The organism is Pseudomonas hunanensis (assembly GCF_013393325.1).
GTDB lineage: Bacteria > Pseudomonadota > Gammaproteobacteria > Pseudomonadales > Pseudomonadaceae > Aquipseudomonas > Aquipseudomonas putida_P.
Map to the genome: position 1 here is coordinate 121,393 of NZ_QJRC01000094.1, position 25,358 is coordinate 146,750.

General features: G+C 62.8%; 18 protein-coding genes and 1 pseudogene. 10 read left to right on the forward strand and 9 right to left on the reverse strand.

What is annotated here, in order from left to right; all coding sequences use genetic code 11:
* Positions 1–22: 22 nt before the first annotated feature.
* The 3 genes and pseudogenes from DM807_RS27950 to DM807_RS15985 form a co-directional block, all read right to left on the reverse strand.
* Positions 23–4,519: pseudogene (locus DM807_RS27950) on the reverse strand (NEL-type E3 ubiquitin ligase domain-containing protein).
* Positions 4,520–4,598: 79 nt separating this feature from the next.
* Positions 4,599–6,959, reverse strand: a complete 2,361-nt coding sequence (locus DM807_RS15980) for a DNA polymerase II (protein ID WP_060514135.1) — start codon at positions 6,957–6,959, stop codon at positions 4,599–4,601.
* Between the two features lie 66 nt (positions 6,960–7,025).
* Complete coding sequence (locus DM807_RS15985) at positions 7,026–8,216, reverse strand: MFS transporter (RefSeq protein WP_179027549.1); 1,191 nt, start codon at positions 8,214–8,216, stop codon at positions 7,026–7,028.
* 119 nt (positions 8,217–8,335) lie between these two features.
* Between DM807_RS15985 and DM807_RS15990 the strand changes: the two genes are divergently transcribed.
* Complete coding sequence (locus DM807_RS15990; RefSeq protein ID WP_012271651.1) at positions 8,336–9,232, forward strand: LysR family transcriptional regulator; 897 nt, start codon at positions 8,336–8,338, stop codon at positions 9,230–9,232.
* Here DM807_RS15990 and DM807_RS15995 read toward each other — a convergent pair.
* The gene (locus tag DM807_RS15995; protein WP_012271650.1) at positions 9,213–10,133 is read right to left on the reverse strand and encodes a LysR substrate-binding domain-containing protein; all 921 of its coding nucleotides are present in this window, start codon (positions 10,131–10,133) and stop codon (positions 9,213–9,215) included. The two genes, DM807_RS15990 and DM807_RS15995, sit on opposite strands and share 20 nt — an antisense overlap.
* A 160-nt stretch (positions 10,134–10,293) precedes the next feature.
* On the opposite strand from DM807_RS15995, the gene DM807_RS16000 reads away from it, so the two are divergent.
* From DM807_RS16000 to DM807_RS16035, 8 genes are all read left to right on the forward strand, one after another.
* On the forward strand, positions 10,294–11,082 hold the full coding sequence (locus DM807_RS16000) for a YqcI/YcgG family protein (protein WP_069942800.1): 789 nt from the start codon (positions 10,294–10,296) through the stop codon (positions 11,080–11,082).
* 2 nt (positions 11,083–11,084) lie between these two features.
* Positions 11,085–11,711 (forward strand): LysE family translocator, encoded by a 627-nt coding sequence (locus tag DM807_RS16005; protein ID WP_060492822.1) that lies wholly within the window; start codon positions 11,085–11,087, stop codon positions 11,709–11,711.
* Positions 11,712–11,749: 38 nt separating this feature from the next.
* On the forward strand, positions 11,750–12,832 hold the full coding sequence (locus DM807_RS16010; protein WP_012271647.1) for a hypothetical protein: 1,083 nt from the start codon (positions 11,750–11,752) through the stop codon (positions 12,830–12,832).
* A gap of 138 nt (positions 12,833–12,970) precedes the next feature.
* A complete protein-coding gene (locus DM807_RS16015) occupies positions 12,971–13,666 on the forward strand; it encodes an SEL1-like repeat protein (protein ID WP_041166456.1) in 696 nt (231 codons plus the stop codon).
* A gap of 110 nt (positions 13,667–13,776) precedes the next feature.
* Complete coding sequence (locus DM807_RS16020; protein WP_012271645.1) at positions 13,777–14,469, forward strand: AzlC family ABC transporter permease; 693 nt, start codon at positions 13,777–13,779, stop codon at positions 14,467–14,469.
* A complete protein-coding gene (locus DM807_RS16025; protein WP_012271644.1) occupies positions 14,466–14,780 on the forward strand; it encodes an AzlD domain-containing protein in 315 nt (104 codons plus the stop codon). The genes DM807_RS16020 and DM807_RS16025 overlap by 4 nt, the downstream gene beginning before the upstream one ends.
* Entirely contained in the window at positions 14,777–15,610 is an 834-nt protein-coding gene (locus tag DM807_RS16030; protein ID WP_069942801.1) for an AraC family transcriptional regulator, read from the forward strand. Before DM807_RS16025 ends, DM807_RS16030 begins: the two co-directional genes overlap by 4 nt.
* A 72-nt stretch (positions 15,611–15,682) precedes the next feature.
* Complete coding sequence (locus DM807_RS16035) at positions 15,683–15,910, forward strand: hypothetical protein (RefSeq protein WP_012271642.1); 228 nt, start codon at positions 15,683–15,685, stop codon at positions 15,908–15,910.
* A 46-nt stretch (positions 15,911–15,956) separates the two neighbouring features.
* On the opposite strand, the gene DM807_RS16040 is transcribed toward DM807_RS16035, so the two are convergent.
* The 5 genes from DM807_RS16040 to DM807_RS16060 form a co-directional block, all read right to left on the reverse strand.
* Positions 15,957–16,439, reverse strand: coding sequence for a copper chaperone PCu(A)C (locus DM807_RS16040; RefSeq protein ID WP_012271641.1), 483 nt, complete (start codon positions 16,437–16,439; stop codon positions 15,957–15,959).
* Positions 16,440–17,048, reverse strand: a complete 609-nt coding sequence (locus DM807_RS16045; RefSeq protein ID WP_003250418.1) for an SCO family protein — start codon at positions 17,046–17,048, stop codon at positions 16,440–16,442. It abuts the gene before it with no gap.
* Positions 17,049–17,255: 207 nt separating this feature from the next.
* Complete coding sequence (gene nfuA, locus DM807_RS16050; protein WP_012271640.1) at positions 17,256–17,840, reverse strand: Fe-S biogenesis protein NfuA; 585 nt, start codon at positions 17,838–17,840, stop codon at positions 17,256–17,258.
* 58 nt (positions 17,841–17,898) lie between these two features.
* A complete protein-coding gene (locus tag DM807_RS16055) occupies positions 17,899–18,933 on the reverse strand; it encodes an acyltransferase family protein (RefSeq protein ID WP_069942826.1) in 1,035 nt (344 codons plus the stop codon).
* A 107-nt stretch (positions 18,934–19,040) separates the two neighbouring features.
* Complete coding sequence (locus DM807_RS16060) at positions 19,041–21,341, reverse strand: fatty acid cis/trans isomerase (RefSeq protein WP_179027550.1); 2,301 nt, start codon at positions 21,339–21,341, stop codon at positions 19,041–19,043.
* Between the two features lie 183 nt (positions 21,342–21,524).
* On the opposite strand from DM807_RS16060, the gene metH reads away from it, so the two are divergent.
* Positions 21,525–25,232 (forward strand): methionine synthase, encoded by a 3,708-nt coding sequence (gene metH / locus DM807_RS16065; protein WP_179027551.1) that lies wholly within the window; start codon positions 21,525–21,527, stop codon positions 25,230–25,232.
* Positions 25,233–25,358: the final 126 nt, after the last annotated feature.

Consider the following 25,358-nt stretch of genomic DNA (forward strand, 5'->3'; position numbering starts at 1 on the left):
AAACCCTTACCCTGAGTTGTGGTCAACGCACCGGTATGCCTAGCTCCTCGGGCCCCGCTTCCATCGCACGAATCGTCATGTCCAGCATCAGCCCCCTGCGTGCAGCACGCTGCGCATCTCGAATGGCATCCGCCTGCTCGATCTTTGCGCCCTCCAGGAGCGCTTCATCGTCAAGTACCGTTTCAAGCTGTCGCCTGAAGGGCAAGTCGACCGCAGCGAATTGGTCAGGATAGGTACGCTCCAGGTGCGCCTGCCAAAATTCACGATCAACCATCGAACGTGCGATCTCATCCGGGGTTTCCGCGTTCCGCACAGCGGCTTCTGCCTCTGCCAGGTCCGCGTCCAAAACGCCTGAAACAGCCTGGAAGCTCATTTCCCCCACCTGCAGGGGCAAGTCAAGCCGCTCCCTTAGCCCGATCCTGAAGGCCAACCCCACTTCGCTGCCTTCCAGCGCCCTGGCGTGTTGGATTGCCCATCGGCTGGCGAACCTGTCGACTGCATCCTGGCGCCATAGGCGTCTTCCCAGGCCAAGCAAGGCGCCTTCGCTATGTTCTCCAGCGGCATGTTCTACCTGCCAGACAAGCATGTTCAGTTCGAGGTTGCTCAAGCACCAGGTTGCACCGTCCTGGCACCCCCACTCATCATTGGCCACGGACAGCAAGTTCTGGCGCAATTCCGGCGTCATGGCCATCGCCTGCACTAACGCCATTACCCGATTGCCCAATGCCCGCGCGTTGACACGAAAGTCCTCGGACAGCAAAAGCTGCCCAAGGACACGGAAAAAGCGCCCGGCATCTTGCCGTTCATCCAGCGAGTCCCAGGCCGCAAGCATCAAGCCGCGATGCTCCGGGGCCACCGCATCGCCCCAGACTTCACGCGCGTGCTGCAGGCGCAGAAACACTTGCTCCTCGTCGACCACAGGAACGTCGCTCCTCAGCGAGGCTCGCAAACGCCCCATCTGGGCCTCGCCCAACGGGTTCGCGCTCAGGCGGATCCGCCGCCGACGCCATACGGGCATCTGGAAAAACTGCTCCGGAATATGCCTGATGCGGTTCTCCCGCAAGTCAACGGATACCAGCTGAGCACGCTCGAACACGCCTGCGGGGAATTGCGTGATGTGTGTGTCGCGCAAGTTCAGCCATCGCAGTTCGGTCAAACCGGCCAGCGGAAACGGGCGCCCCAGTGGATTGTGGGACAGGTCGAGAGACTCCAGGCTCGTACAACTGGCCAACGTGGCGGTTTGCTCCATGTTCAGACGAATCCGGTTATGGGTCAGACTCAGATGCCGTAGTTGCGGTATTTGCAGCAGCGGTTGTGGTAGGCGCGTCAACAGGTTGCCGCCCAGGTCAAGGGTTTGCAGGTTGGGGAAAGCCAGCAGGAAACTGTTGGGTACTTCCAGGAGATTCAGGTGCAACATCGATAGGCTGGTAACGCCTCTGAAGCTGACTTGCGCAGGCATGCTGGGCAAGCCGTCCAATCTGAAATTGCAGAAGATGGCATGCAGGTTTTGTTGCGCATCGATTTGCAACGCCCCAACACCGACCGACCGTCTCCAGCAATTGAACAAGGTCTGGCGCAAGGCATCTCGATCCTCCCTGGCTTCGCCCTGTCCCTGTGCCACCCAGGTATCCAGCGTGTTGCGCAGTACCGTGAGCTCATTGCTCAGGTCGCTCAGTACCCGTTCAAGTTGATGCCCTGAACGCCTGGCCTCATCGACGAGGGTCTCGATCTGCACATCACTCAACCAAGGAAAGAGATCCCGCAGCGTTGCTCTCAGGGCTCTGCCTCTCGATGCGAAACCACTCACGCCAGCGCCACCCAGCGGGTAGCCCAAACGCCCATCTGCCAAGCGCAGGGGCATTCGAACAGCGCCCGGGCGTACCGCGCCGAGCAGACGAGCGATCTCATCACGGCGGCTGACTGCTTCGCGCCCCAGCAGCACCCTGAGGTTGTGCGAGAACGGCTCGCCGACCCTCATCGCCTCACGTTGCTCATCGGTATAGGCTAGCGCCATGACGTCGAACAACTCTCCCGGCGCCCCGAGCGCCTTGCCTTGGTCATCAAGCAACTGGAAACGGCCATTCAAGTGCACCAGATCGAACGCTCGCTGCCCCTGTTCGGTTTGCGCCAGCATCGGCCCATCCAGGTAACCTTCGTACAAGCGCCAGCGCACACCTTGTTCGCTTCCAGGCAGGTACCGCAAGAGGCCCAGGGCCACCCGAGCCAGGTCTGCATTCTGTGGCGTATCCAGGTACAGCGCTTCAAGTACCCGGACCTGACGCATAGCCGACAGGCTGCCCCTGGCCGCTTCGGCCAGCCCCAGCGCAACCCTGCCGCTAGAGAGCAGACGCCTGCGCTCGACACCATTGGCGGCTTTTACCAACGCTTGTGCAGCGCGCACGTGCAACCCTGGAAAAACCCGGCGTAGGGCTGCGCTGCCAGGGCTGTCGGTAGGCTGCAGCGCTTCGTACAGGTGATGCAATAGTGTTCGGCGCTGCGTCCATGCCAACTCAGCCAGTGCCTGATCTGGCAGGCCATCCGCACCTGGCAACCGCCGCGCATGTTCAAGCACGGTTACATCCTCTACCGGCATGCCACTGCGCAGACAACCAATCATGCTACGAATGCGCTGATCGAGCTTGACCCGCAGCACACTGTCAAGCATGCCTGGGCTTGGCGCCTGGGCATGTACATGCAAGCTACGCACATCGTCACCATCAAGGTCATGAAGCAGCAGGACCTGGTCGATCTCTTCGTCACCCAGCCTGCTGAATGCCCCGCCAAAGCGCCGGAACATGCGGTATCTATCGGCCCACTGACTCGGTTGCTCGCTCCACAATCGCCAAGCGCCAGCACCATTGTGACGTAGCATCGGCCCGTGGCCGTCGACGGGGCACAGTTGCCACTGACCGTCGCCAGCCGGCGCCGTCACGCGGTAGTCATACCCGTCCATTTCGATCCAGGCCTACCCATCCAGGCGCCGAATGCCCAATGCGTCCTGGCCGGTGGCCGCAACGGGGGCCTGGCTTTGAAACGGCGTCAAATCGAGTTGCCAGAGTTTGACAGTGCCGTCCTCCAGCCGAGCCGGCAACATGGCATCAACGCACGCGGAGCGCGCCCAAATCCGTCGTGCCACGGCAACCCCCGCAACCGTGGTCGCAAGCACGGCAAGGTCAGTGGCGACATGGGTCAAATGATCGAGTGCCGCTTGGCGATCCCCTTCCTGCCATGCCTCGAAGCCATGGTAGACCTCGCCCAGCAGCTCCCAAGCCGTCACGGCAAGCAGCGCCACGCCAAGGCCCGGCACAAAGAAGCTGGCCAGGTTGAGCAGTGCCCACCCCTCGGCCTCCAGGCGCTCGTCATGCTGGCGCTGAACCTCACGATCAAGCCGTGCCACAGGTACCGCGATCATCGCTGCATCTTCCTTGATCTGGCGTATACGTGCCTGTGCCAGGCTGTTGAACAACGGTTGCGGGTAAGGGTGCAAACGCGGCTCGAGATCACGGAATGCCCAAACCGCCAGATCATCGAACAGCGCCATGACCTGAGCGAAAAACGCCTGGCTGTCACGGCGCAGCACGAAGCGGCTGAAGAAACGCTGATAGGCCTTGTCTCGAAAGCGGCGACCCAGTTCCCGGTTCAATTTGTCGATGCTGTCAAATACGCTCCAAGGTGACACCGGATCCCCAGGCACATAGAGCAATACCCGGCGCGTGGTATTGAAAAGAACGCCCTGGTCAATTACCTCGAACACGATCACCTGCTCGATAAGGCAACCCAGCAGCTTCAGTTGCCTGGCTTCAACACGGTCCCCCGCCAGACGCAGCAGCTTGCCATCCGCGCACACAGTCACCATCAGTTTGAGCTCGCTGTCATCCAGCTTTCCCTCCTGCCTGGCTTTATAGGCGTCCACCAGCATGGCGTAGCGGCTGGTATCCCCAAGCTGAGACTCCACGCGCCTGGCATCACCCGCGGGCTTCAGAATGGAATCCAGGTGACGTTGATAACACGCCCCCAAATCCAGCTCACGGCACAGCGTGGCAAGTTCGATGCTGGTGGGCGGTGCACCCCTGCCCTGACGCGAAACCAGTAGGCGATTACCACGCGGCTGGCCACCCGCCTGGGCCTGCTCGGCAGTGAAGTTGCGCAGGACCACCTCGAGCAGCGGCTTTTCTTCGTAGACCACTTCGGTAAGGTGCGCGCCAACCGGCTGACTGTTGATCACAGGTTCCCGACGGCCCTCCAGAAACCTGAGCGCGCGCGCGTTACGAACAATCCCGTAACGCTCGCCAAGGGCTTTTTCCAGGCCCGCTGCAACGAAACTGTCGATGCTTTCGATGCCCCGCAGCAGCGCATTCACTTGCTCACGACAGCGCAGGCTATTTGCCAATGCCATGCTGATCTCTGGCAGTTGCTCGGCGGGTGCCTGACGCAACCAGAGTGGCAGGCGCTTGCCGATGATGCCGTCCTGGAAAGCATCGATGGCTGCCTGTGCGCTTGATAGCGGAGTAGTGTCCATTGCCTGAGGCCTCTTCATGAAAAGAGGCAAGGCTAAGCAGCATGCTTTACGTCGGGCGCTAGATAACTAACGCCTGCGGTCAGAACAGTTGTAACTGGCGACCGGTCAAGGTGGCGAAGTCATCGCCAACGAACGGCAGGATGGCATCGGCCACCGGCTGCAACTGCCGGCTGAGGTAGTGTTCGTAGTCGATCGGCGATTGCAGGTTCTCCATCGGCTCGGGGCCGGCGGTGGTAATGACGTAACTGATCCAGCCACCGCGCTGGTACTGACGGGGGCGGCCGAGGCGGCTGTTGTACTCATCAGCCTGGCGTGCGGCACGCACATGAGGTGGCACGTTGCGCTGGTAGTCAGCCAGCGGCCGGCGCAGGCGCTTGCGATACACCAGCAGGTCGTCCAGTTCGCCCGCCAGGGTCTGCTGCACGTAAAGGCGCACATAGTCGCGGTACGGCTGGCCGCGAAAGATTCGCCCATACAGCGCCTGTTGAAACTGCTGCGCCAGTGGCGACCAGTCGGTGCGCACCGACTCCAGGCCCTTGTAGACCACATCCTCGCTGCCGTCGGCACGCTGCACCAAGCCGGCATAACGCTTCTTGCTCCCCTCATCGGCGCCACGAATGGTAGGCATCAGAAACCGCCGATAATGCACCTCGAACTGCAGCTCCAGCGCGCTTTGCAGGTTCATCTGCTGGCGCAGGTGCTCACGCCACCACTGGTTGACCTGAGCCACCAGTTCGCGGCCGATCTGCGCCGCGGCTGCTTCGTCATGGGCACCTTTGAGCCAGACGAAGGTGGAGTCGGTGTCACCATAGATGACCTCATAACCCCTGGCCTCGATCAGCGTGCGAGTCTGGCGCATGATCTGGTGACCGCGCATGGTGATCGACGAGGCCAGGCGCGGGTCGAAGAAACGGCAACCGCTCGACCCCAACACCCCATAAAAGGCATTCATGATGATCTTCAGTGCCTGCGACAGCGGCGCATTGCCCTCACGCTTGGCCGCTTCCCGGCCCTGCCAGACACGCTCGACAATGGCCGGCAGGCAATGCTGGCTGCGCGAGAAACGCCCACCGCGAAAGCCCTCCACCGAATGCTCTTCGTCGGGCAAGCGCAGGCCCTCGACCAGCCCAACCGGGTCGATCAGAAAAGTACGGATGATCGACGGGTAGAGGCTCTTGTAGTCCAGCACCAGCACCGAGTCGTACAGGCCTGGACGCGAATCCATGACAAAGCCACCGGGGCTGGCTTCATCGGGGCGGCTGCCGAGGTTGGGGGCGACAAAGCCCAAACGGTGCATCTGCGGGATGTACAGGTGACAGAAAGCGGCCACCGAACCACCGCTGCGGTCTACCGCCAGCCCGGTGACCGAAGCACGCTCCAGCAGGAACTCGAGCAGGCGGGTATGGGCGAAGATGCGGGTGACCAGCTCGCAGTCCTTGAGGTTGTAGCGTGCCAGTGCCGGTTTGTCTTCGGCGAAACGGCGGTTGATTTCATCCATGCGCTGGTACGGCGTGTCGATGGCCTTGCCTTCTCCGAGCAGGGTCTGCGCAACACTTTCCAGGCTGAACGACGGAAAGCTCCAGGTCGCCGAGCGCAGTGCTTCGATGCCATCGATCAACAGCCGCCCCGGTGCGTCGGCGAATACATGGCCGCCCCCGGCGTGGCTGCGCAAGGTCATGGGGGCACCGTTGCGGCCTAATGCCAGCGGTACCTGCAACAGTTTGGCGTGTTCATGCAAAAGGCGCAGGTCGAACTGGATCAGGTTCCAGCCGATGATCGCATCCGGATCGTGCGTGGCCATCCATTGGTTGAGGCAGTCGAGCAACGCGGCACGGTCATCGCAATAGTGCAGAGCGAAGTCGACGCCATCAGCGTCGCCGTTGGCCGGGCCAAGCATGTACACCTGACGCTGGCCACACCCTTCCAGGGCAATGCTGTACAACTCTCCCCGTTCGCTGGTCTCGATATCCAGCGACACCAGACGCAGCGGTGGGCGATAGCCGGGCAAAGGCTTGAGCTGGGCGTCGCAATAAACGCCCTGGGCATTCGGCTGACCGGTGAACTGCACAGGGGCGGTGATGAAGCGCTCCATCAGATAGCGCTCGGGCGGGCGGATATCGGCCTCGTACACCTCGATACCCGCGCTGCGCAGGCGTTGCTCCAGCTGCATCAGTTGCCGGTGTTGGCGGCAATACAGGCCAAGCACCGGGCGCTGGTCGAAGCCCTTCAGCCGCAGCGGCTTAAGCTGAACGCCAGGCTCCTTGGACAGCAGAACACGGGCATGCTCAGCCTGCGCCTGGGGGATGAACGCCACCGACTCTTGGGGCGCCAGGCGCAGCTGCCGCGGCCCCTGATCGGTGGCCAGCCAGAACTCCACGCAAGTGCCTTCGGGCGTGTCATGCCAATGCCGGGTCAGGACAAAGCCCTGCTGCAACTCCACTGCGTCGACCTCTGAATCATCTGTAGATGAGATGATTCTACCTTTGTCGTGCCTGGGGTGAGTGTTTTAGCGCCTTCCTGGCACAAACCCGCTGCGCCGCCCGGCCCAGCTCAACAGCCAGGCCAGCGCGATCAGGCCCAGTACCACCGCGCCAAACCCTTCCACTCCTGGGCCGCTCAACAGCAAGCCGCCAATGATCCCGCCCAGGGCAATGGCGCTGTTCCACACCGTCACCAGCATCGACTGCGCCACATCCCCGCCTTCGCCCGCCGCATCGGCGCAAGCGGTCTGCAACAGAGTCGGCGCACCGCCGTAGGTCACGCCCCACAAAGCGATGCTCAGGTACATCAGCCACGACGACGCCTGCCCCAAAGCCAACGTAGCCAGGGCAAAACCCGCCAGGCTCAATAGCACCAGCGTGCGCAGATGCCGGTCGACCAGCAACCCCACCAGGCCAATCCCGGCCAGGGCAGACAGGCCAAACACCATCAACACTGGGCCAATGTCCGTCGCCATGCCAGCCGCCGCCAGTAGTGGCACGATATAGGTGTAGAGAATGTTATGGCCAAGGATCCAGCTGAGGATCACCAGCAGCACGAGCATCACCCCCGGTGTGCGCAGCACCTGCATGGCCGCTGGACGCTTGCCGGCGGTGTGCCCAGGGTAGTCCGGCACCGACCGCAATACCCACACCACCAACAGCAACGCCACCAGCGTGACCACCACGAACGTCGCGCGCCAGCCCAGCCCCGCACCTAGCCAGGTGGCAATCGGCAAGCCAAGCGACAGGGCAATCGGCTGGCCGAGCATGGCCAAAGCCATGGCTCGCCCCTGCTGTGCCACCGGCACCATGCGCCGCGCGTGACCGGCGATCAAACCCCAAGCCAGCCCGGCTGCAGCGCCGGTAAAAAAGCGCAGCACCGAGGTCAGGCTGTTGGAATTCGACACGGCCGTCAGCCCGTTGAACAGTACGAAACCGACGATCGCCAGCAACAACGCCCGGCGCCGATACCAGCCTTGGGTCAAGGTCACCAGTGGAATGGCGGTCAGCAACGAGCCCAGGGCATAGGCCGTCACCCATTGCCCGGCCATGGCCTGGCTGATGTGCATACCCTCGGCGATCTGGTCGAGCAGGCCGGCCGGCAGGGTTTCGCTGAGGATGGCGATGAAGCCGGTCATGGCCAGCGCCAGCAGCCCGCTGAGCGGCAAGCGTTCGTTACTGGTTGCCAGCAACGATGCGGAAGGTGTTTGGGACATGTGCTTTTGCCTTGCGTAGGAAAACGAGAGGAACAGTCTGCAAGACCCACGCATTACGGAAAAAGACGGTTACAATGCCACTCACCCAGGACACCAATGTCCGCAATCAGGTATGCAGCATGGACAGCCTCAGCGGCTTCGTGGTCTTCAATCGAGTGGCCGAAACCCGCAGCTTTGTCGCCGCGGGCCAGTCACTGGGGATCAGTGCCTCGGCAGTCGGCAAGCGCGTGGCGCGCCTGGAAAACCGCTTGGGCGTACGCCTGTTCCACCGCAGCACACGCAGCATCACCCTCACCGCCGAGGGCACGTTGTTCCTTGACCGCAGCCGGCGCATCCTCGCCGAAATCGAGGCGACCGAGCAGGAACTGTCGCAAGCCAGCGAAACCCCGCGCGGGCGCCTGCGGGTGAGCATGCCGCAGGTGACCGGGCTGGTGATGCCGGCACTGGCCGAGTTCATGGCGCTGTACCCGCAAGTGGAACTGGACCTGGACTTCTCCGACCGCATGGTGGATATCGTCGGCGAAGGCTTCGATGTGGTCATGCGCGGCGGGCAGCCGGTGGATTCACGGCTCAATGCCAAGTTCCTGGGGCACTTCCAGCACCGCCTGGTGGCCTCGCCCGACTACCTGCGCGAACGCGGCACACCCCTGCACCCACGCGAGCTGGCCACGCACACCTGCCTGCACTACCGCTTCCCCAGCAACGGCAAACTGGAAACCTGGCCGCTGCGCCAGGAGCACCCCGAGCACGCCTACGACATCCCCATTTCGATGGTTTGCAACCATGTCGAGACACGCGTCTGCTTTGCCGTGAACCACCGCGGCATCACCTGCCTGCCGGACTTCACCGTAGGCCGTGAACTGGGCAACGGTTCGCTGGTCAGCGTACTCGACGATTTCATGGAACAGCGCGGCAGCTTCTACCTGCTGTGGCCGTCCGGGCGGCATATGCCGCCGAAGCTGCGGGTGTTCATCGATTTCATGCTCGAGCGGGTGTTCAACCGTACAGGTAGTTGATGTCCTTGTAGGCCAGCGGCGCTACCTGGCCGAGCAGGAAGTCGCGCAGCTTGTGCATCTGCCGCGCTTTTGGGCTGGCCTTGAGCCAGGTCATGTAATAACCGTCGCCCGTGGCCACCGCATGCTTGAATGGTGTGACCAAGCGCCCGGCCGCCAGGTCGGCACTGGCCAGCACCAGGTCGACCACTGAAATGCCCAGGCCCTGCTGAGCGGCCGAAATGCCCTGGTCGAGGGTATCGAACACCTGCCCCTGGTCAATGCTGATGTCCAGCGCATCCATGCGCGCCAACCAACGCCGCCAGTCACGGCGGTCGGGGGACGGGTGGAGGAACTCGCATCGGGTCAGGTCGGACAGTTGCGGTTGTGCCTGCGCCATGTAATTGGGGTGGCATACCGGAATCAGCCATTCATCGAACAGCTTGAAGCTCTCGATATCGGCGGGAAAGCGCCCATTGGCCAGAAGAATGGCGCAGTCGTAGGGCTCGGAATAGAAGTCCACGCTGTCGATGTCCATCCACACGCTGGACAGCTGCACACTGCAGTTGTCCTCGATTTTCTTGAACGCATCCAGCGCCCGCAGCAGCCAACGTACGGTGAGCGTGGATGGGGCCTTGAGGCGCAAGCCATAGCGGTCCTGGCGCAGCAACGCGCAGGCATTTTCGATGATCTTGAAACCCACTTTCAGCTCTTGCGCCAGCAGGCGGCCGTGCTCGGTCAGGCTCAGTTTAGGGCCGCGACGTTCGAACAGGTCACAGCCGAACATGGCTTCGAGCGTCTTGATGTGGTGGCTGACCGCACCCTGGGTCAGGGCCAGCTCTTCAGCTGCACGGGTGAAGGAGCCATAGCGAGAGGCCACCTCGAAGGCACGCAGCGCGTGCAAGGCCTGAATCCGTTCCGACATGGCGACGTCCCGAGCATGAGTGAGACTAATAGTAGGTCATAGTTCCACGCGTTTTACAACGTCAGAAGCGTCTCGGAAAATGCAGGTAAATAACAAACATAACCAAGATCCTGCCTGCATGTGACTGGAACGTTCACTTAAATCAACGCCTGGGGAAATCATGTTTACGGGATATGGAAATTGCTATCGCCTGGATGCGCTAGAGCTAGCCGCGGAACATGGTCCTAACATGCAACACTGGACGTACAAAACCATAGAACACTTTCGCAGTGTTCTCGCCAACCCCGAATTTCCCTGCTTGTTCGGCCGCAAGGCGGTAAACGGCGAAACCTGTCACATTCTGTTCGCCCGCGCCGAGCAACTCGCCGATGACATCGCGCAGGGCCTGGCCGACTATGTGCGCACCGTCGCACAAATCACCGCCAAGCAGCGCATCGGCAGCCCTTTGGTGGTGTTTCTCGAAACGCCAGCCGGCAGCAACCTCGCCGAGCAGCAAGCGTTGGCCTGGAAGGTGCTGCGCGGGGTGCATGCACGCGACCCACACCCTTGGCCACAGGGCATTCCGACCGACCCTGACGATTCGGGCTGGTCGTTCTGCTATGCCGGCATGCCGCTGTTCATCAACATGAACTTCCCCGGCCATCAGCAAATGAAAAGCCGCAACCTCGGCCAGCACGTCACGTTCGTCATCAACCCACGGGCGAACTTCGACGAAGTGGCCAACGCCAGTACCGAGAGTGGCAAGCGAATCCGCGAGCGCATTCGCGAGCGCGTGCACCATTACAACGACGGCGTCGTCCCCGACACCCTTGGCGCTTTCGGCGACGCCGACAACTTCGAGTGGAAGCAGTATCAACTGCAGGAGGCAGGCTCGCTCAATCCAGCGCGCTGCCCGTTCCACGCCCATGCCGCACACCTGGCGACACCCGACATACTGATCGAGAACTGACCGTGAATACCGCACTCACCGCCACTTATGCCCTCACCGTCCTGCTCCTTATCGCCACCCCCGGGCCGGTGGTGGCACTGATCGTCAACACGGCCGCTGCCTCCGGCTCACGCAAGGCCATGTTCACCGCTGTCGGCACCAACTGGGCGTCACTGGTGCTGATCGGCGCCGCCGCCTGGATCATCCTCACCAGCGCCGCCATCGACAAGGCATGGCTCAGTACCATGAGCCTGCTGGGCTGCCTGTTCATTGGCTACATCGCCGTGGGCACGCTGAGGGACGCCCTGCAGGCACCAACCCAGGAGGCGGCGAGCGAGGCCCCAAAGGCCGGGCGTGGCGGGCTGCTACAAGGTTTCATGGTGGGTATCTCCAACCCCAAGGACATCATTTTCTTCATCGCTTTCTTCCCCCAGTTCATCCAGATCACCGAGTCGTTCGGCAAGAGCATGGTGGTGCTGTCATTGCTGTGGGTGGCCATCGATTTCGCCGTGCTCAGCCTGTACATCTTCGCCATCGGCAAGATCGCCTCGCAGCGCAGCAACCGCGTCATCAGCCTGGCCTCGGGCGTCGCCCTGCTGCTGATCGCCGCCGGTGGCCTGCTGTACAACCTCAAGGAGCTGGCGGCCTGAACGTGAAACGCAGCACCCGAACAACCGGAGGAGAGAGCATGACCGCGACTGACACGAGCCCGTCTCCTTCGCCGTTGCAGCAGGACTACCAGCGTTTTCTGCTGCTGGGCAGTCGGCGTGCCCCACACACCGTGCATGTGCACGAAACCGGCTACCGCTCCGGCACCATCAACACCGACGCACTCGGCCTGCGCTACAGCCATTGCGCCGGCAAGCGCTTTTCGCCGGCCGAGCGCGGCGGTGCTTCGCGCATCAACCTGCTGGTCGGTGGCTCCACGGCGCTGGGCATTGGCGCCAGTTCCGACGAACACACGGTGGCTTCGCACCTGTCGATGCTCACCGGCGAAGTCTGGCTGAGCCTGGCCGGCTGCGGGCTCAATGCCAGCCAGGAGCTGCTGATGTTCCTGACCCACCAGCACCGCCTTGGCCAGCTCGGCCACGTGGTGGTGCTCAGCGGCCTCAACAGCCTGGCCCACGAAGCCCTGTGCGAAGTTCTCGCCAGCCCCAACGATCCACAACACGCCAAGGCCTACCAGGCCTTTCTCAACAGTTTCAGCGAAGGCATGCAGGCCACCGCACCGTTGCGTCGGCAGTCGCTGTGGCGGCGCATTGGCCAGGCCTTGGCCACGCCTGCGGTCGCAGCCCCGGTCAGCTGGCCGCTGTCGCCCCCGGAAAAGCGCCTGGCCCGTGCCGCCGACAACATTGGCCGTACCTTGCGCCAATGGGACCGGCTGCTGGCAGACAGCCACGCCACCCTCACTTTCATCCTGCAACCGTTACTCCCCTGGTGCCGGGATACCCTGCCCGCTGGCGAGCAGGCCATGCTGGCCGCGCTGCAGCAACAACCGGCAAACTTCGACCGGCTGCTGGAAGGCGCCTTCGACAGCCAACTGCACTCGGCGTTTTTCCGCCGCATCAAGAGCCAGGCCGACCCGGTGCCCTGCTACGACATGAACTGCATGCTCAACAGCTCGCCCGTGTTCGGCGCAGACCTGTTCATCGATCGCCTGCACCTGAACGATCTGGGCAACAACGCACTGGCCAAGGTAATCACCGCCAAGCTTGGCTTGGCCCAGGAAAAACACGCCCAGCGCAAGGTTACGCCAATCAAGCTCGTCTGACAGATGCCGAGTGGTCTTCCGGCCAGCCCCCTTGGGTGGCTAGAATATGCCGTCGTTCCGATTTGCCTGAGGCGTACGCTTGACCGCCATGAACATCGAAGCCGTCCATCCTTGTCTGGCCGCCCCTGGGGTTCGCCTGTGAGCCGCATGCGTCGCTTGCCCCCGCTGTTGATCGCGCTGTTACCGCTGGCTGGGCACGCGCTGGAAGTGCACATCGACCCTCATGCCGACCTGCTCTACCGCCAGGCCTTACCCCTGCTGGAGCAAGCCGACAACCAGGATGACGGTGCCAGCACGCTGCGGACCGCCGTGGGCGACGACCCCGAGCTTAGCCGCCAGGGCCAGGCCATGGCCCACACCTTGCCGACAGCGGTCGCCCTGCTGAAAAAGTCGGTGGAGCTGGGCCACCCGGTCGCGCAGTACCGCCTGGCGCTGTACTACATGACCTACCTGCCCGCCGCGCAAATTGCAGATGCCGCCTGCCCGTTGCTCGAGGCCAGCCTCCAGCAGGGTTTTGCCGCACCCGCGCCAGCCATCGCCACCTGGTGCCGGCCCTACAACGCCAGTAACGAATACCGCGCAGCACTGGAGGCCATCCCCAACATGGCCACCGTGTACGCCCCCTACTACCCGCAACCGGCCACCCGCCTGGCTTGCAACCGCAGCCGGCCACAAGGCCTGGAAATGCTGTGGGGGCGCCAGCGCGACTACCAGGCCGAGGTGTACCGCCTGCTTGGCGACCTCGACCCACAGCACCGCCTGAGCCTGTTGCAGAAGGCCGTGGACATCAACGGCTGCGTGACGGCGCAACAGCACCTGACCAGCCACCCATAGCCCTCGGCCGGCCGCGATCTTGTAGAAGCCGCGTCGACCAGCAAGATCGTTCAAGCCATCCCCTGCTCCGTCTGGCATGCTGGCCTGCCAAGTACAGCATTGCAGCCATCATGCCCCACATCGCTCGCCAAGCTTTTCTCCACGGCGCCATCGCCATTCTCCCGTTGTCCCTGGCCGTCGCCCCCTGGGGCCTGCTGGCCGGTTCCATGGCCATCGAGGCCAACCTCAGCGCCTGGCAGGGGCAAGGGCTGTCGGCCATCGTCTTCGCTGGTGCCGCGCAACTGGTGGCTATCGGCATGCTCAAGGGCGGCGCGAACCTGGCGTCGATCCTGCTCACCACCCTGCTGCTGACCTCTCAGCACCTGCTGTATGGCCTGTCGATGCGCCCGGTACTGTCCAGCCAGCCGCTGCGCTGGCGCTTGGGCCTGGGCTTTCTGCTGACCGACGAGTTCTTCGCCCTGACCAGCCAGTACGACCAGCAGCAGTTCAACCGCTGGTATGCCCTTGGGGTGGGCCTGACCTTCTACATCGCCTGGAACCTGTTCACCCTGGCCGGCATCCTGCTGGGCCAGAGCATTCCCCACCTGGACCAGTTCGGCCTGGATTTCTCCATCGTCGCCACCTTCGTCGCCCTGATCGCACCGCTGGTGCGCAACCTGGCCACGGTGGTGTGCGTCGCCGTGTCGCTGTTCTGCTCGGTGCTGTTCAGCTACTGGCATTGGGAAACCGCCCTGGTCGCCGCAGGCCTGCTGGGCATGAGCGCCGGGTTCATCTGTCAGAAATTCACCGGAGCCCGCGCATGACCTGGATCCTGATTTTCGCCATGGGCGCCATCGTGTTCCTCAACCGCTATGCATTCCTGGAGCCGCGCCTGCCCTTGCGCCTGAGCTCCAATGCCCGGCAGTTCCTCGGTTTTGCCGTGCCGGGTATGCTCACCGCCATTTGCGGCCCGATCATTTTCATGCCCGAGCACCAGCTCAACCTGAGCCTGACCAACCCCTACCTGCTGGGCTCACTGGTGGCCATCGCCCTGGTGTTATTGACCCGCAGCGTATTGCTCAGCATGCTGGTGAGCATGTTGATCTTCTTCCTCCTGCGCAGCTGGCTGGCATGAACACGCCCCTGCGCGAGCAGACACACCTCTGGCAGGCGCCGGCCCTGGGCGACGTCGAGATGCTGCACGCGCGCTATTTCCAGCAGCGCTTTGCCCCGCATGTGCACGAAGGCTATGTGTTCACCGTGATCGAGTCCGGCGCCCAGCGTTTCTGGCACCGTGGCAGCGAGCACTTGGCGCCGGTCGGCAGCATGGTGCTGATCAACCCCGACGAGCTGCATACCGGCGCCACAGCCCACGAAGCGGGGTGGCGCTACCGCGGCTTCTACCCCGAGCACGCGCGGGTCACGGGCGTGCTCGACGAATTGGAGCTGGGCCGCCATGGCATGCCGAGCTTCAAGGACAGCGTGATCCATGACGCGGCCCTGGCGATCGCCTTCAGCCAGCTGCATCAGCTGTCCGAAACTGGCGCCAGTGCCCTGCAACAGCAGACCGCCTGGCGTCAGGCGGTGCTGGCCTTGGTGCAACGACACGGGCAATGCGCTGAACCCTCTGCCCCCGGCCACGAGCCACTGGCCGTGGCCCGCGCCCGCGAACTGCTGGAAAGCCAACTGGCCGACCCACCCTCGCTCGAAGCGCTGGCGGCGGCGGTCAACCTGTCGCCGTTCCATTTCGCCCGGGTGTTTCGCCAGGCCACCGGCCTGCCGCCGCACGCCTGGCTGAAGCAGCGGCGCCTGGCCCGCGCGCGGGAAATGTTGAAGTGCGGCTTTGCTGCTTCGCAGGTGGCGTTCGACCTGGGGTTTGCCGACCAGAGCCATTTGAGCCGGCAATTCAAGCAGGCATACGGGGTGACACCCGGGGCCTATCGCAGCGCTTGCCTGCCAGGCTGAGCTGCGACATCCAGCCTCAGGCAAGCCGGCCAGCCGCTGCTACACTGACAAGGCTGAATGGAGGATCCTGCCATGTCTGAAAGAGATCTCACCACCCTGCTGTCACTGATGAACCAGCGCCAAGCCTGCCTGAGCAGTGCCTGCAAGGAGATTGCCGACTGGATCGACCGGCAGGGCGATGTGCCCGCTGCCGGCAAGATCCGCGCCAGTCTCAAGGCCCTGGAGGCCGACGAAGCCCAGGTCCGCAAGACCTTGACCTCGCTGACCCTCGACAGGCCGCTGCCACGCTTTCGTAGCTGAAAGGCGCAGCTAAAAAAAGGGCCGCTGAACGCGGCCCTTTGATCTGTCAGTGCTTCATGTGCATGTGATCATGCCCACCGCCCGCCTCGGCGTTGAGCGCACGCACCTCAGCCTGTACGTCCAGGGTTTCCTTGCCACCCTTGGCATCTTCGATGGTCAGGGTCAGCGGTACTTTTTCGCCTTCCTTCACCTGATTGTTCAGGCCCATCAGCATCACATGCAGGCCATTCGGGTCCAGGGTCACTGCCTTGCCGGCCGGCAGTTCGACGGCCTTGACCTCACGCATGCCCATCACGTCGCCGTTCATGGTCATCTCGTGCACCTGCACGGTCTTGGCCACGGGCGATGCCACGCTCACCAGCTTGCTGTCGCTGCTGGCGGTCAGGGTCATGAAAGCACCGGTGGACTGCTGGTGCGGCACGCTGGCGCGGACCCAGGCATCGCTCACGGTGGTCTGGGCCAGTGCCGGCAAGGCCAGGCCCATCAGTGCCAGGGCAGCCAGGCCGCGTTTGATCGGTTGCATCGACATTCAGCAGATCTCCATCAGGGTGACCAGGTCTTCGGCGCATTCCTTGGCGTTCAGGGAATGGCCCAGGCTCAGGCGCAGGGTGCCACGTGTATCGTAGACGTAGCTGGTGGACGAATGAGAGATGGTGTAGGTGTCCCCGGCCGGGACCTTTTCGTAAAACACCTTGAATTCCTTGGCCACCGCGGCGATTTCTTCGGGGGTGCCGGTCAGCGCGGTGAACGTAGGGTCGAAGGCCTTGACATAGGCATCGAGCACCTCGGGGGTGTCGCGCTCAGGGTCCAGGGTGATGAACACCACCTGGAACAGGTCGCGATCACGGCCGCGCAGCAACTTGCGGATTTGTGCCGCACGCGCCAGCGTGGTCGGGCAGACAGCCGGGCACTGGGTGAAGCCGAAGAACACCATCGGCATGCTGCCGTAGAAGCTCGACAGGGTGCGCACGTTACCTTGCGGGTCTTTGAGGCTGAACTTGCGCCCAAGGATTTCGTTGCTCATGTTCTTGCCGTACTTGAACTCGAGCCCCCGGGCCGGGCTGCAGCCTGCGAGCAGACCAAGCCCGAGAACGCCCATGCCGGCGACAACCGCACGCCGGGTCAAAAGATCATTCATGAAACCATCCTTTACAGGGAAGGTGCCGGCCCTCGGGACGGGCCGGTCGAAAAACCGGGGCATTCTGGCATGACACCCAGAGGGGTTCTACCCGACCAAGGCGCTGATGGCCCGCAGCCCTTTGAATACGGGCTGCGGCCTGTTGTCGCAGGGGTTGAAACCGTAACACTTTGTTGCTAAGAGAGCCGCCCCGCAGGCGCGTAAGCCTTAGTAGTAGGCGTTCTCTTTCTGCGTGTGGTCAGTCACGTCACGTACGCCTTTGAGCTCCGGAATACGCTCGAGCAAGGTGCGTTCGATGCCTTCTTTCAGGGTGACGTCGGCCTGGCCACAGCCCTGGCAGCCACCACCGAATTGCAGCACGGCAATGCCGTCGTCAACCACGTCCACCAGGCTCACCTGGCCGCCATGGCTGGCCAGGCCGGGGTTGATCTCGGTCTGCAGGTAATAGTTGATGCGCTCGTTGATCGGGCTGTCTTCGTTGACCATCGGCACCTTGGCGTTCGGCGCCTTGATGGTCAGCTGACCACCCATGCGATCGGTGGCGTAGTCGACCAGCGCGTCTTCCAGGAATGGCACGCTGACTGCGTCCAGGTAAGCAGTGAAGCTCTTCAGACCCACGGCGGTGTCGTCAGGCTTCTCTTCGCCCGGCTTGCAGTAGGCAATGCACGTCTCTGCGTACTGGGTGCCCGGCTGGGTGATGAAAATGCGAATGCCGATGCCAGGCGTATTCTGCTTGGAAAGCAGATCGGCCAGGTAGTCATGGGCGGCGTCGGTAATGGTTATAGCGCTCATGTAGGTTCCTCACAGACTTGCCGCCAAGTGTACGCCAACCCAGCCTTCGAACAAAGTCCTAGTATTTGACTCGGGAAAGCGCATATTCAGGCGCCGGCTCCCGTGGCGCCGCCAGCCAGGCCTGCATGCGCCGGTACAGGCCGCGCTCCAGCCACTGGTAGCTGAACCACGACATTAGTCCAATGGACGGCACGCACAGGGCGAACACCAGGTACGGGTTCAAATGCAGGCGCTGGCTGGCGAACCAGCCGGCGTACAGCACCAGTACATGGACCAGGTACACCGAGTACGAACAGTCGCCCAGCGCCTTGAGCAACCGGTTGCCCTGGAACACGGGCTCCAAGGCAATGAAAGCCAGCACGATCATCGCGCTTGGCAGGCCCCAGTGCAGCAACCGCTGTGACGCATCCAGGTGATAGATGGCCAGGCCTGCCACCCCCAGCACCACCAGCGGCAGCCACCGCCCTTGGCGAATCAGGCCACGGCGATGAAGCACACCCAGGCCAATGCCGAGCAGGAACTCGTAGATGATGTCGTTGTTGTAGAAATGGCTGAGCACACCCACACGGCCCAGCACCTCGCTGACCAGCAACAGTGCAGCGCTCACCAGCAGCAGGTGGTGCCGTTGCCGCACCAGGAACGCCAGGCCGAACAGCAGGTAGAAGAACATCTCGAAGTTCAGCGTCCAGCCCACGTTCAGGGTCGGGTACAGGCCATAACCCCCGGGGTTTTCCGCCGGGATGAACAGCAGCGACAGGAACAGGTGACGCCAGGCGAATTCCTGATGTGGCATCCATTGGCTGAAGGCCAGCAGCAACATGGCCATCAGCGCTGTGTAGAACCAGTAGGCAGGGACGATACGCATAACCCGATTGAGCAGGAACTGGCGCGGCTCGATGGATTTGTCGCGGGTCGACAGGTAGATGACCAGCCCGCTGATGACGAAGAAGATGTCGACGCCTATGGCGCCACGGTCGGTGAGCAGTTGGCCGATGGGGCCTGTGGCATGGAAGTCGAAGAAGATCTGCATGAAATGGTGGCAGACCACCACCCAGGCGGCGAACGCCCGCAGTGCCTGAAGCGAATACAGCATGAAATACCCTGCGATTGCCGGTGCATTGAGGCCTTCGGGCTGCATAGCAGCCCCGGACCACCCACCGATTCCGACCGCAGGGTATTCGGAAAGATCAGCTGACCCGATCAGAGGTTCTCATAGCGGTTCATGTCCAGTACCCCGGCTTCGACCGGTTCGGTCTCCTTGATGAAGCTGTTCAAGTCATGGAAATAGCGCCAGAACTCGGGGTGACTGCGGCGCACGCCCCAGCGCATGACAATGCGCTCGAACTTCGCCGCATCATCTTTTGCATATTCCATATCCTCGACGAACTCCGGCACTTCCTTGGTCGGGATATTGAAGATGAAGTTCGGGTAGCTGCTGAGCACCCCAGGGTACAGGGTCAGCGTGTCCAGCCCTGGCTGGTAGCGGTACGCCTCGCCCAACAGGAACGCCACATTGCTATGCGCGCGGTTGCGCAGCAGGCTGTAAACCTGGCGCTGCCCGCCCTGCCCTTCGATGCGCAACATGGTCGCCTCGGGCAACTGGTTGATCACCTTCAGCCCGGCAGCCGGGCGCGACACCAGGCGGCTGAGCGACTGCTCGGCATTGCGGAACTCCTCGCTCACCTGCGCCCGCGAGCAGAACGCACCCTGGCAGCGGTTGATCGGGTCCGGCGCGGCATTCAGGCTGCCGGTGCGCTGCAGCAGCTTCAGGCCAAAGTCACGTTTGGGGTTGTGCGCGTCAAGCTTGATACCGCTCGGGGTATCGGTGTCGATGTCCTCGTAATCCATCCACATCTTCACCTTGCCGCTGTTCTGGTACCAGTCGCCGAGGATCGCCTTGCGCTGGTCGGCAGGCATCAGGCGCAGGAAGTTGACCTCGGCGCCGTTGCGGATCAGGTCGAAGTACAGGCGTGTCTGCAACTGGTGAGAAACGTTGCCGTACACATCGAAGTTGACCGCCAACTGATAATAAGTGCGCTCGAACAACGGGTAGTCGAACAGCCACACGGTCAGCGGCACATCACCGATCAGGCCCTTGGTCACCGAGGCGCTGTCGAAGTGGCGGAAGATGCTCAGCAACGCGTTGTCGTTACCGGCCCACAAGGTCGACCAACCGGGTGCTGGCATGTCGGCATAGGCTTCACGGCGCAGTTTCTCGTACTCGTTGCGCTTGTCGCGGTAGGCGTGCCACAGGCTCAGCACACTGCCCACATCATCGATCTGCCCCGGCATGGCCAGCAATGGCGTAGCCTCGCCCCGGTACTTGGCATCGGTGATGTAGCGATCGAAGGCCGGCTCTTGGAACAACGCCCAGAAATTGTCGCGGATCACGTCGGTGGCAATCTGCCCGCGGCACACCGGGCCACGGATGAAGGTGCGCACGAAGTATTCGGCGTTATCCAGCATGAACTGGTAGCGCGCCACCGCCGGGATCGCCTCGAAGGTTTCGAACGGGTTGGCCCGGTGGCGCGGGCCGTAGCCTGGCAGCGCGGCGGCATGCCAGTCACCGGCGTAGAACAACTGCTTCACCCGCTTGAGCTTCTGCGGCCCCATCGGGTAGGTGATGTGCGTTTTGTGCACGATCACGCCCTGTACCGGGATCAGCCGGTAGTAGAAGTCGGTGCCCGGCGGGTCGTTGGGGCGACGGGTCGCAATGATGTCGACGGGCTTGCCACTTGGCGTGCGCGAGCGCACCCACTGGAAGAAGTGGCCCTGCTCGCCGCCAACGAAATAGATGTGCGCCAGGAACAGGTGCTCGTATAGCCAGCGGCCAACCAGCGCCTCGGTGGAACCGGGGCGGTTGAGCAGTTCTTCCCAATCGCTGATCTGCCTGGCTTCGGCAGCGCTCGGCTGGATCGGCTGGTACTCCACCGGCGCACCGGCCGCCAGCCATCGGCGCATGGTGTCGTATTCCTTGTCGGTCAGCCCGGTCACCGCCAGCGGCATGCCCTCATTGGGGTGGGCGCCGGCATAGGCGTCGAACTCATGGGGCAACGGGCACATGTTGTTGCGGCTCAGGCCCAGGACGATCTCCTCGGGCAGCTTGGCGTTGGGCGTGAGCGGGGTCTTGTGGCCCAGCTCCAGCATGCGCGCCATCAACGCGGCCTGGCTGCCCTGGTTGTCGAGCACCGAGTAGAAGCCCTTCTTGCGCCATTGCTCTTCGCTGTGGGCGTCATAGAACAGCCGGGTGGGGGGCACCGCCTTGCTGCGCTCGCCTTGGTACACCGGCACCTTGCTGGCCCCGCGCACCGCGCCTTCGGGGCTTTCCAGCTTCAGCTGGCAAGCGGCGTCGTTGCAGGCGTGGCAGGCCACGCACTTCTCGGTGAAGATAGGTTGAATGTCCCGGGTGTAGGAAATAGCCGGGCTCGACTGGGGGGCTTGCCCGAACACCGCGCCGCTGATGAGCAGGGCGAAGGCGCCGGCAAGGATACGATGCACCATGTGCGGAAAGTCCTGGTTCTTGAAAGCCATCACGATTTGTTGCCTGGTCGTCCTTGGGTGCTCTGCGTTACCGACACCCGCCCAACATGAGCACTTTTCATGCAAATGGGCGATGCGCCTAAAAACCGCGCAGGTTTGTTATGATTCCGCACCTTCTGATATTTGCCCGACCAGGTAGTTCCTATGTCCGACCGCAGCGCTCGTCTCCAAGCACTCCAGAACGCCCTCAAAGAGCGCATCCTGATCCTCGACGGCGGCATGGGTACTATGATCCAAAGCTACCGTCTCGAGGAACACGACTATCGTGGCACGCGTTTCGCCGATTGGCCAAGCGATGTCAAAGGTAACAACGACCTGCTGCTGCTCAGCCGCCCGGACGTGATCGCCGCCATCGAGAAAGCCTACCTGGATGCCGGCGCCGATATTCTCGAAACCAACACTTTCAACGCCACGCAGATTTCCCAGGCCGACTACGGCATGGAATCACTGGTTTACGAGCTGAACGTAGAAGGTGCGCGCATCGCGCGCCAGGTGGCCGATGCCAAGACCCTGGAGACGCCCAACAAGCCGCGCTTCGTCGCCGGCGTGCTTGGCCCCACCAGCCGTACCTGCTCGATTTCCCCGGACGTCAACGACCCCGGCTACCGCAACGTCACCTTCGACGAACTGGTAGAAAACTACATCGAGGCCACCCGTGGCCTGATCGAGGGCGGCGCCGACCTGATCCTGATCGAAACCATCTTCGACACCCTCAACGCCAAGGCGGCGATCTTCGCCGTGCAGCAAGTGTTCGAAGACGACAACGTCGAACTGCCGATCATGATCTCCGGCACCATCACCGACGCCTCCGGCCGTACCCTTTCGGGCCAGACCACCGAAGCATTCTGGAACTCGGTGCGCCACGCCAAGCCGATTTCCGTGGGCCTGAACTGCGCCCTCGGCGCCAAGGACCTGCGCCCGTACCTGGAAGAACTGTCGACCAAAGCCGATACCCATGTATCCGCCCACCCCAACGCCGGCCTGCCCAACGCCTTTGGTGAATACGACGAAACCCCGGCCGAGATGGCCGAAGTCGTCGAAGAATTCGCCGCCAGCGGCTTCCTCAACATCATCGGCGGTTGCTGCGGCACCACCCCGGGGCACATCCAGGCCATCGCCGAAGCCGTGGCCAAGTACAAGCCGCGCGAGATCCCGGAAATCGCCAAGGCCTGCCGCCTGTCGGGCCTGGAACCGTTCACCATCGACCGCCAGTCGTTGTTCGTCAACGTGGGCGAGCGCACCAACATCACCGGCTCCGCCAAGTTCGCCCGGCTGATCCGAGAAGAGAACTACACCGAAGCCCTGGAAGTCGCCCTGCAGCAGGTCGAAGCCGGCGCCCAGGTGATCGACATCAACATGGACGAAGGGATGCTCGATTCCCAGGCCGCCATGGTCCGCTTCCTCAACATGATCGCTGGCGAGCCGGATATCTCGCGCGTACCGATCATGATCGACTCCTCCAAGTGGGACGTGATCGAAGCGGGCCTCAAGTGCATCCAGGGCAAGGGCATCGTCAACTCCATTTCCATGAAGGAAGGTGTCGAGCAGTTCAAGCACCACGCACGCCTGTGCAAGCGCTACGGCGCTGCCGTGGTGGTGATGGCATTCGACGAGGTCGGCCAGGCCGACACCGCTGCGCGCAAGAAGGAAATCTGCAAGCGCAGCTACGACATCCTGGTCAACGAAGTGGGCTTCCCGCCGGAAGACATCATCTTCGACCCGAACATCTTCGCCGTCGCCACCGGTATCGAAGAGCACAACAACTATGCCGTCGACTTCATCGAGGCCTGTGCCTACATCCGTGACCACCTGCCTCATGCGCTGAGCTCGGGCGGGGTGTCCAACGTGTCGTTCTCGTTCCGCGGCAACAACCCGGTGCGCGAGGCGATTCACTCGGTGTTCTTGTTCCACGCCATCCGCAACGGCCTGACCATGGGTATCGTCAACGCCGGCCAATTGGAGATCTACGACGAGATCCCGGCCGAGCTGCGCGAAAAAGTCGAGGACGTGGTGCTTAACCGCACGCCGGAAGGCACCGATGCACTGCTGGCCATCGCCGACGACTACAAAGGCGGCGGCGCCACCAAGGAAGTCGAGAACGAAGCCTGGCGTTCGCTGCCGGTCGACAAACGCCTGGAGCATGCCTTGGTCAAGGGCATCACCGCGCACATCGTCGAGGACACCGAGGAGTGCCGCCAGCAATGCGCACGCCCGATCGAGGTCATCGAAGGCCCGCTGATGAGCGGCATGAACGTGGTCGGCGACCTGTTCGGCGCAGGCAAGATGTTCCTGCCCCAAGTGGTCAAGTCAGCTCGCGTGATGAAGCAGGCGGTGGCGCACCTGATCCCGTTCATCGAGGCCGAAAAAGGCGACAAGCCCGAAGCCAAGGGCAAGATTCTGATGGCCACGGTCAAAGGCGACGTGCACGACATCGGCAAGAACATCGTCGGCGTGGTGCTGGGCTGCAACGGCTACGACATCGTCGACCTTGGCGTGATGGTGCCGGCCGAGAAGATTCTGCAAACCGCTCGCGACGAGAAGTGCGACATCATCGGTTTGTCTGGCCTGATCACCCCGTCGCTGGACGAAATGGTCCATGTCGCCCGCGAAATGCAGCGCCAGGGCTTCGAGCTACCGCTGATGATTGGCGGCGCCACCACCTCCAAGGCGCACACTGCGGTGAAGATCGAGCCCAAGTACAGCAACGACGCGGTCATCTACGTCACCGACGCCTCGCGCGCGGTCGGCGTGGCGACCCAACTGCTGTCCAAAGAGCTCAAGCCGGGCTTCGTCGAAAAAACCCGCCTGGAATACGTGGACGTGCGCGAGCGCACCGCCAACCGCAGCGCCCGCACCGAACGCCTCAGCTACACCCAGGCCATCGCCGCCAAACCGCAGTACGACTGGGCCGGCTACCAGCCGGTAGAGCCCACCTTCACCGGCGTCAAGGTGCTGGAAAACATCGACTTGCGCACCCTGGCTGAATACATCGACTGGACCCCGTTCTTCATTTCCTGGGACCTGGCCGGCAAGTTCCCGCGTATCCTCACCGACGAAGTGGTCGGCGAGGCGGCCACCGCGCTTTACCAGGATGCCCGCGAGATGCTCGACAAGCTGATCGACGAGAAGCTGATCAGCGCCCGCGCGGTGTTCGGCTTCTGGCCGGCCAACCAGGTGGCCGATGACGACATCGAAGTGTACGGCGAGGACGGCCAGACGCTGGCCACCCTGCACCACCTGCGCCAGCAGACCATCAAGCCGGACGGCAAGCCCAACTGGTCGCTGGCCGACTTCGTCGCGCCAAAATCCAGCGGCGTCACCGACTATGTGGGTGGCTTCATCACCACCGCCGGCATCGGTGCCGAGGAAGTGGCCAAGGCCTACCAGGACAAGGGCGACGACTACAGCTCGATCATGGTCAAGGCCCTGGCCGACCGCCTGGCCGAAGCCTGTGCCGAGTGGCTGCACGAGCAGGTACGTAAAGAGCACTGGGGTTATGCCCGCGACGAGCACCTGGACAACGAGGCGCTGATCAAGGAACAGTACAGCGGTATCCGGCCTGCCCCGGGCTACCCGGCCTGCCCGGACCATACCGAGAAGGAGACCTTGTTCCGTTTGCTCGATGGCACTGCCATTGGTGAAACCGGGCCAAGCGGCGTGTTCCTCACCGAACACTTCGCGATGTTCCCCGCAGCGGCGGTCAGCGGCTGGTACTTCGCCCACCCACAGGCGCAGTATTTTGCCGTGGGCAAGGTCGACAAGGACCAGATCGAGCGCTACAGCGCGCGCAAAGGCCAGGATGTGAGCGTCAGCGAGCGCTGGTTGGCGCCAAACCTCGGGTACGACAGCTAAGGCCGCGCTGGCCTCTTCGCGGGCAAGCCCGCTCCCACAGGGGCCGCACCGTTTTTGAAACGTGTGCAGTACTTGTAGGAGCGGGCTTGCCCGCGAAGAGGCCAGTCCAGGCAGTTCCTTTTTCAT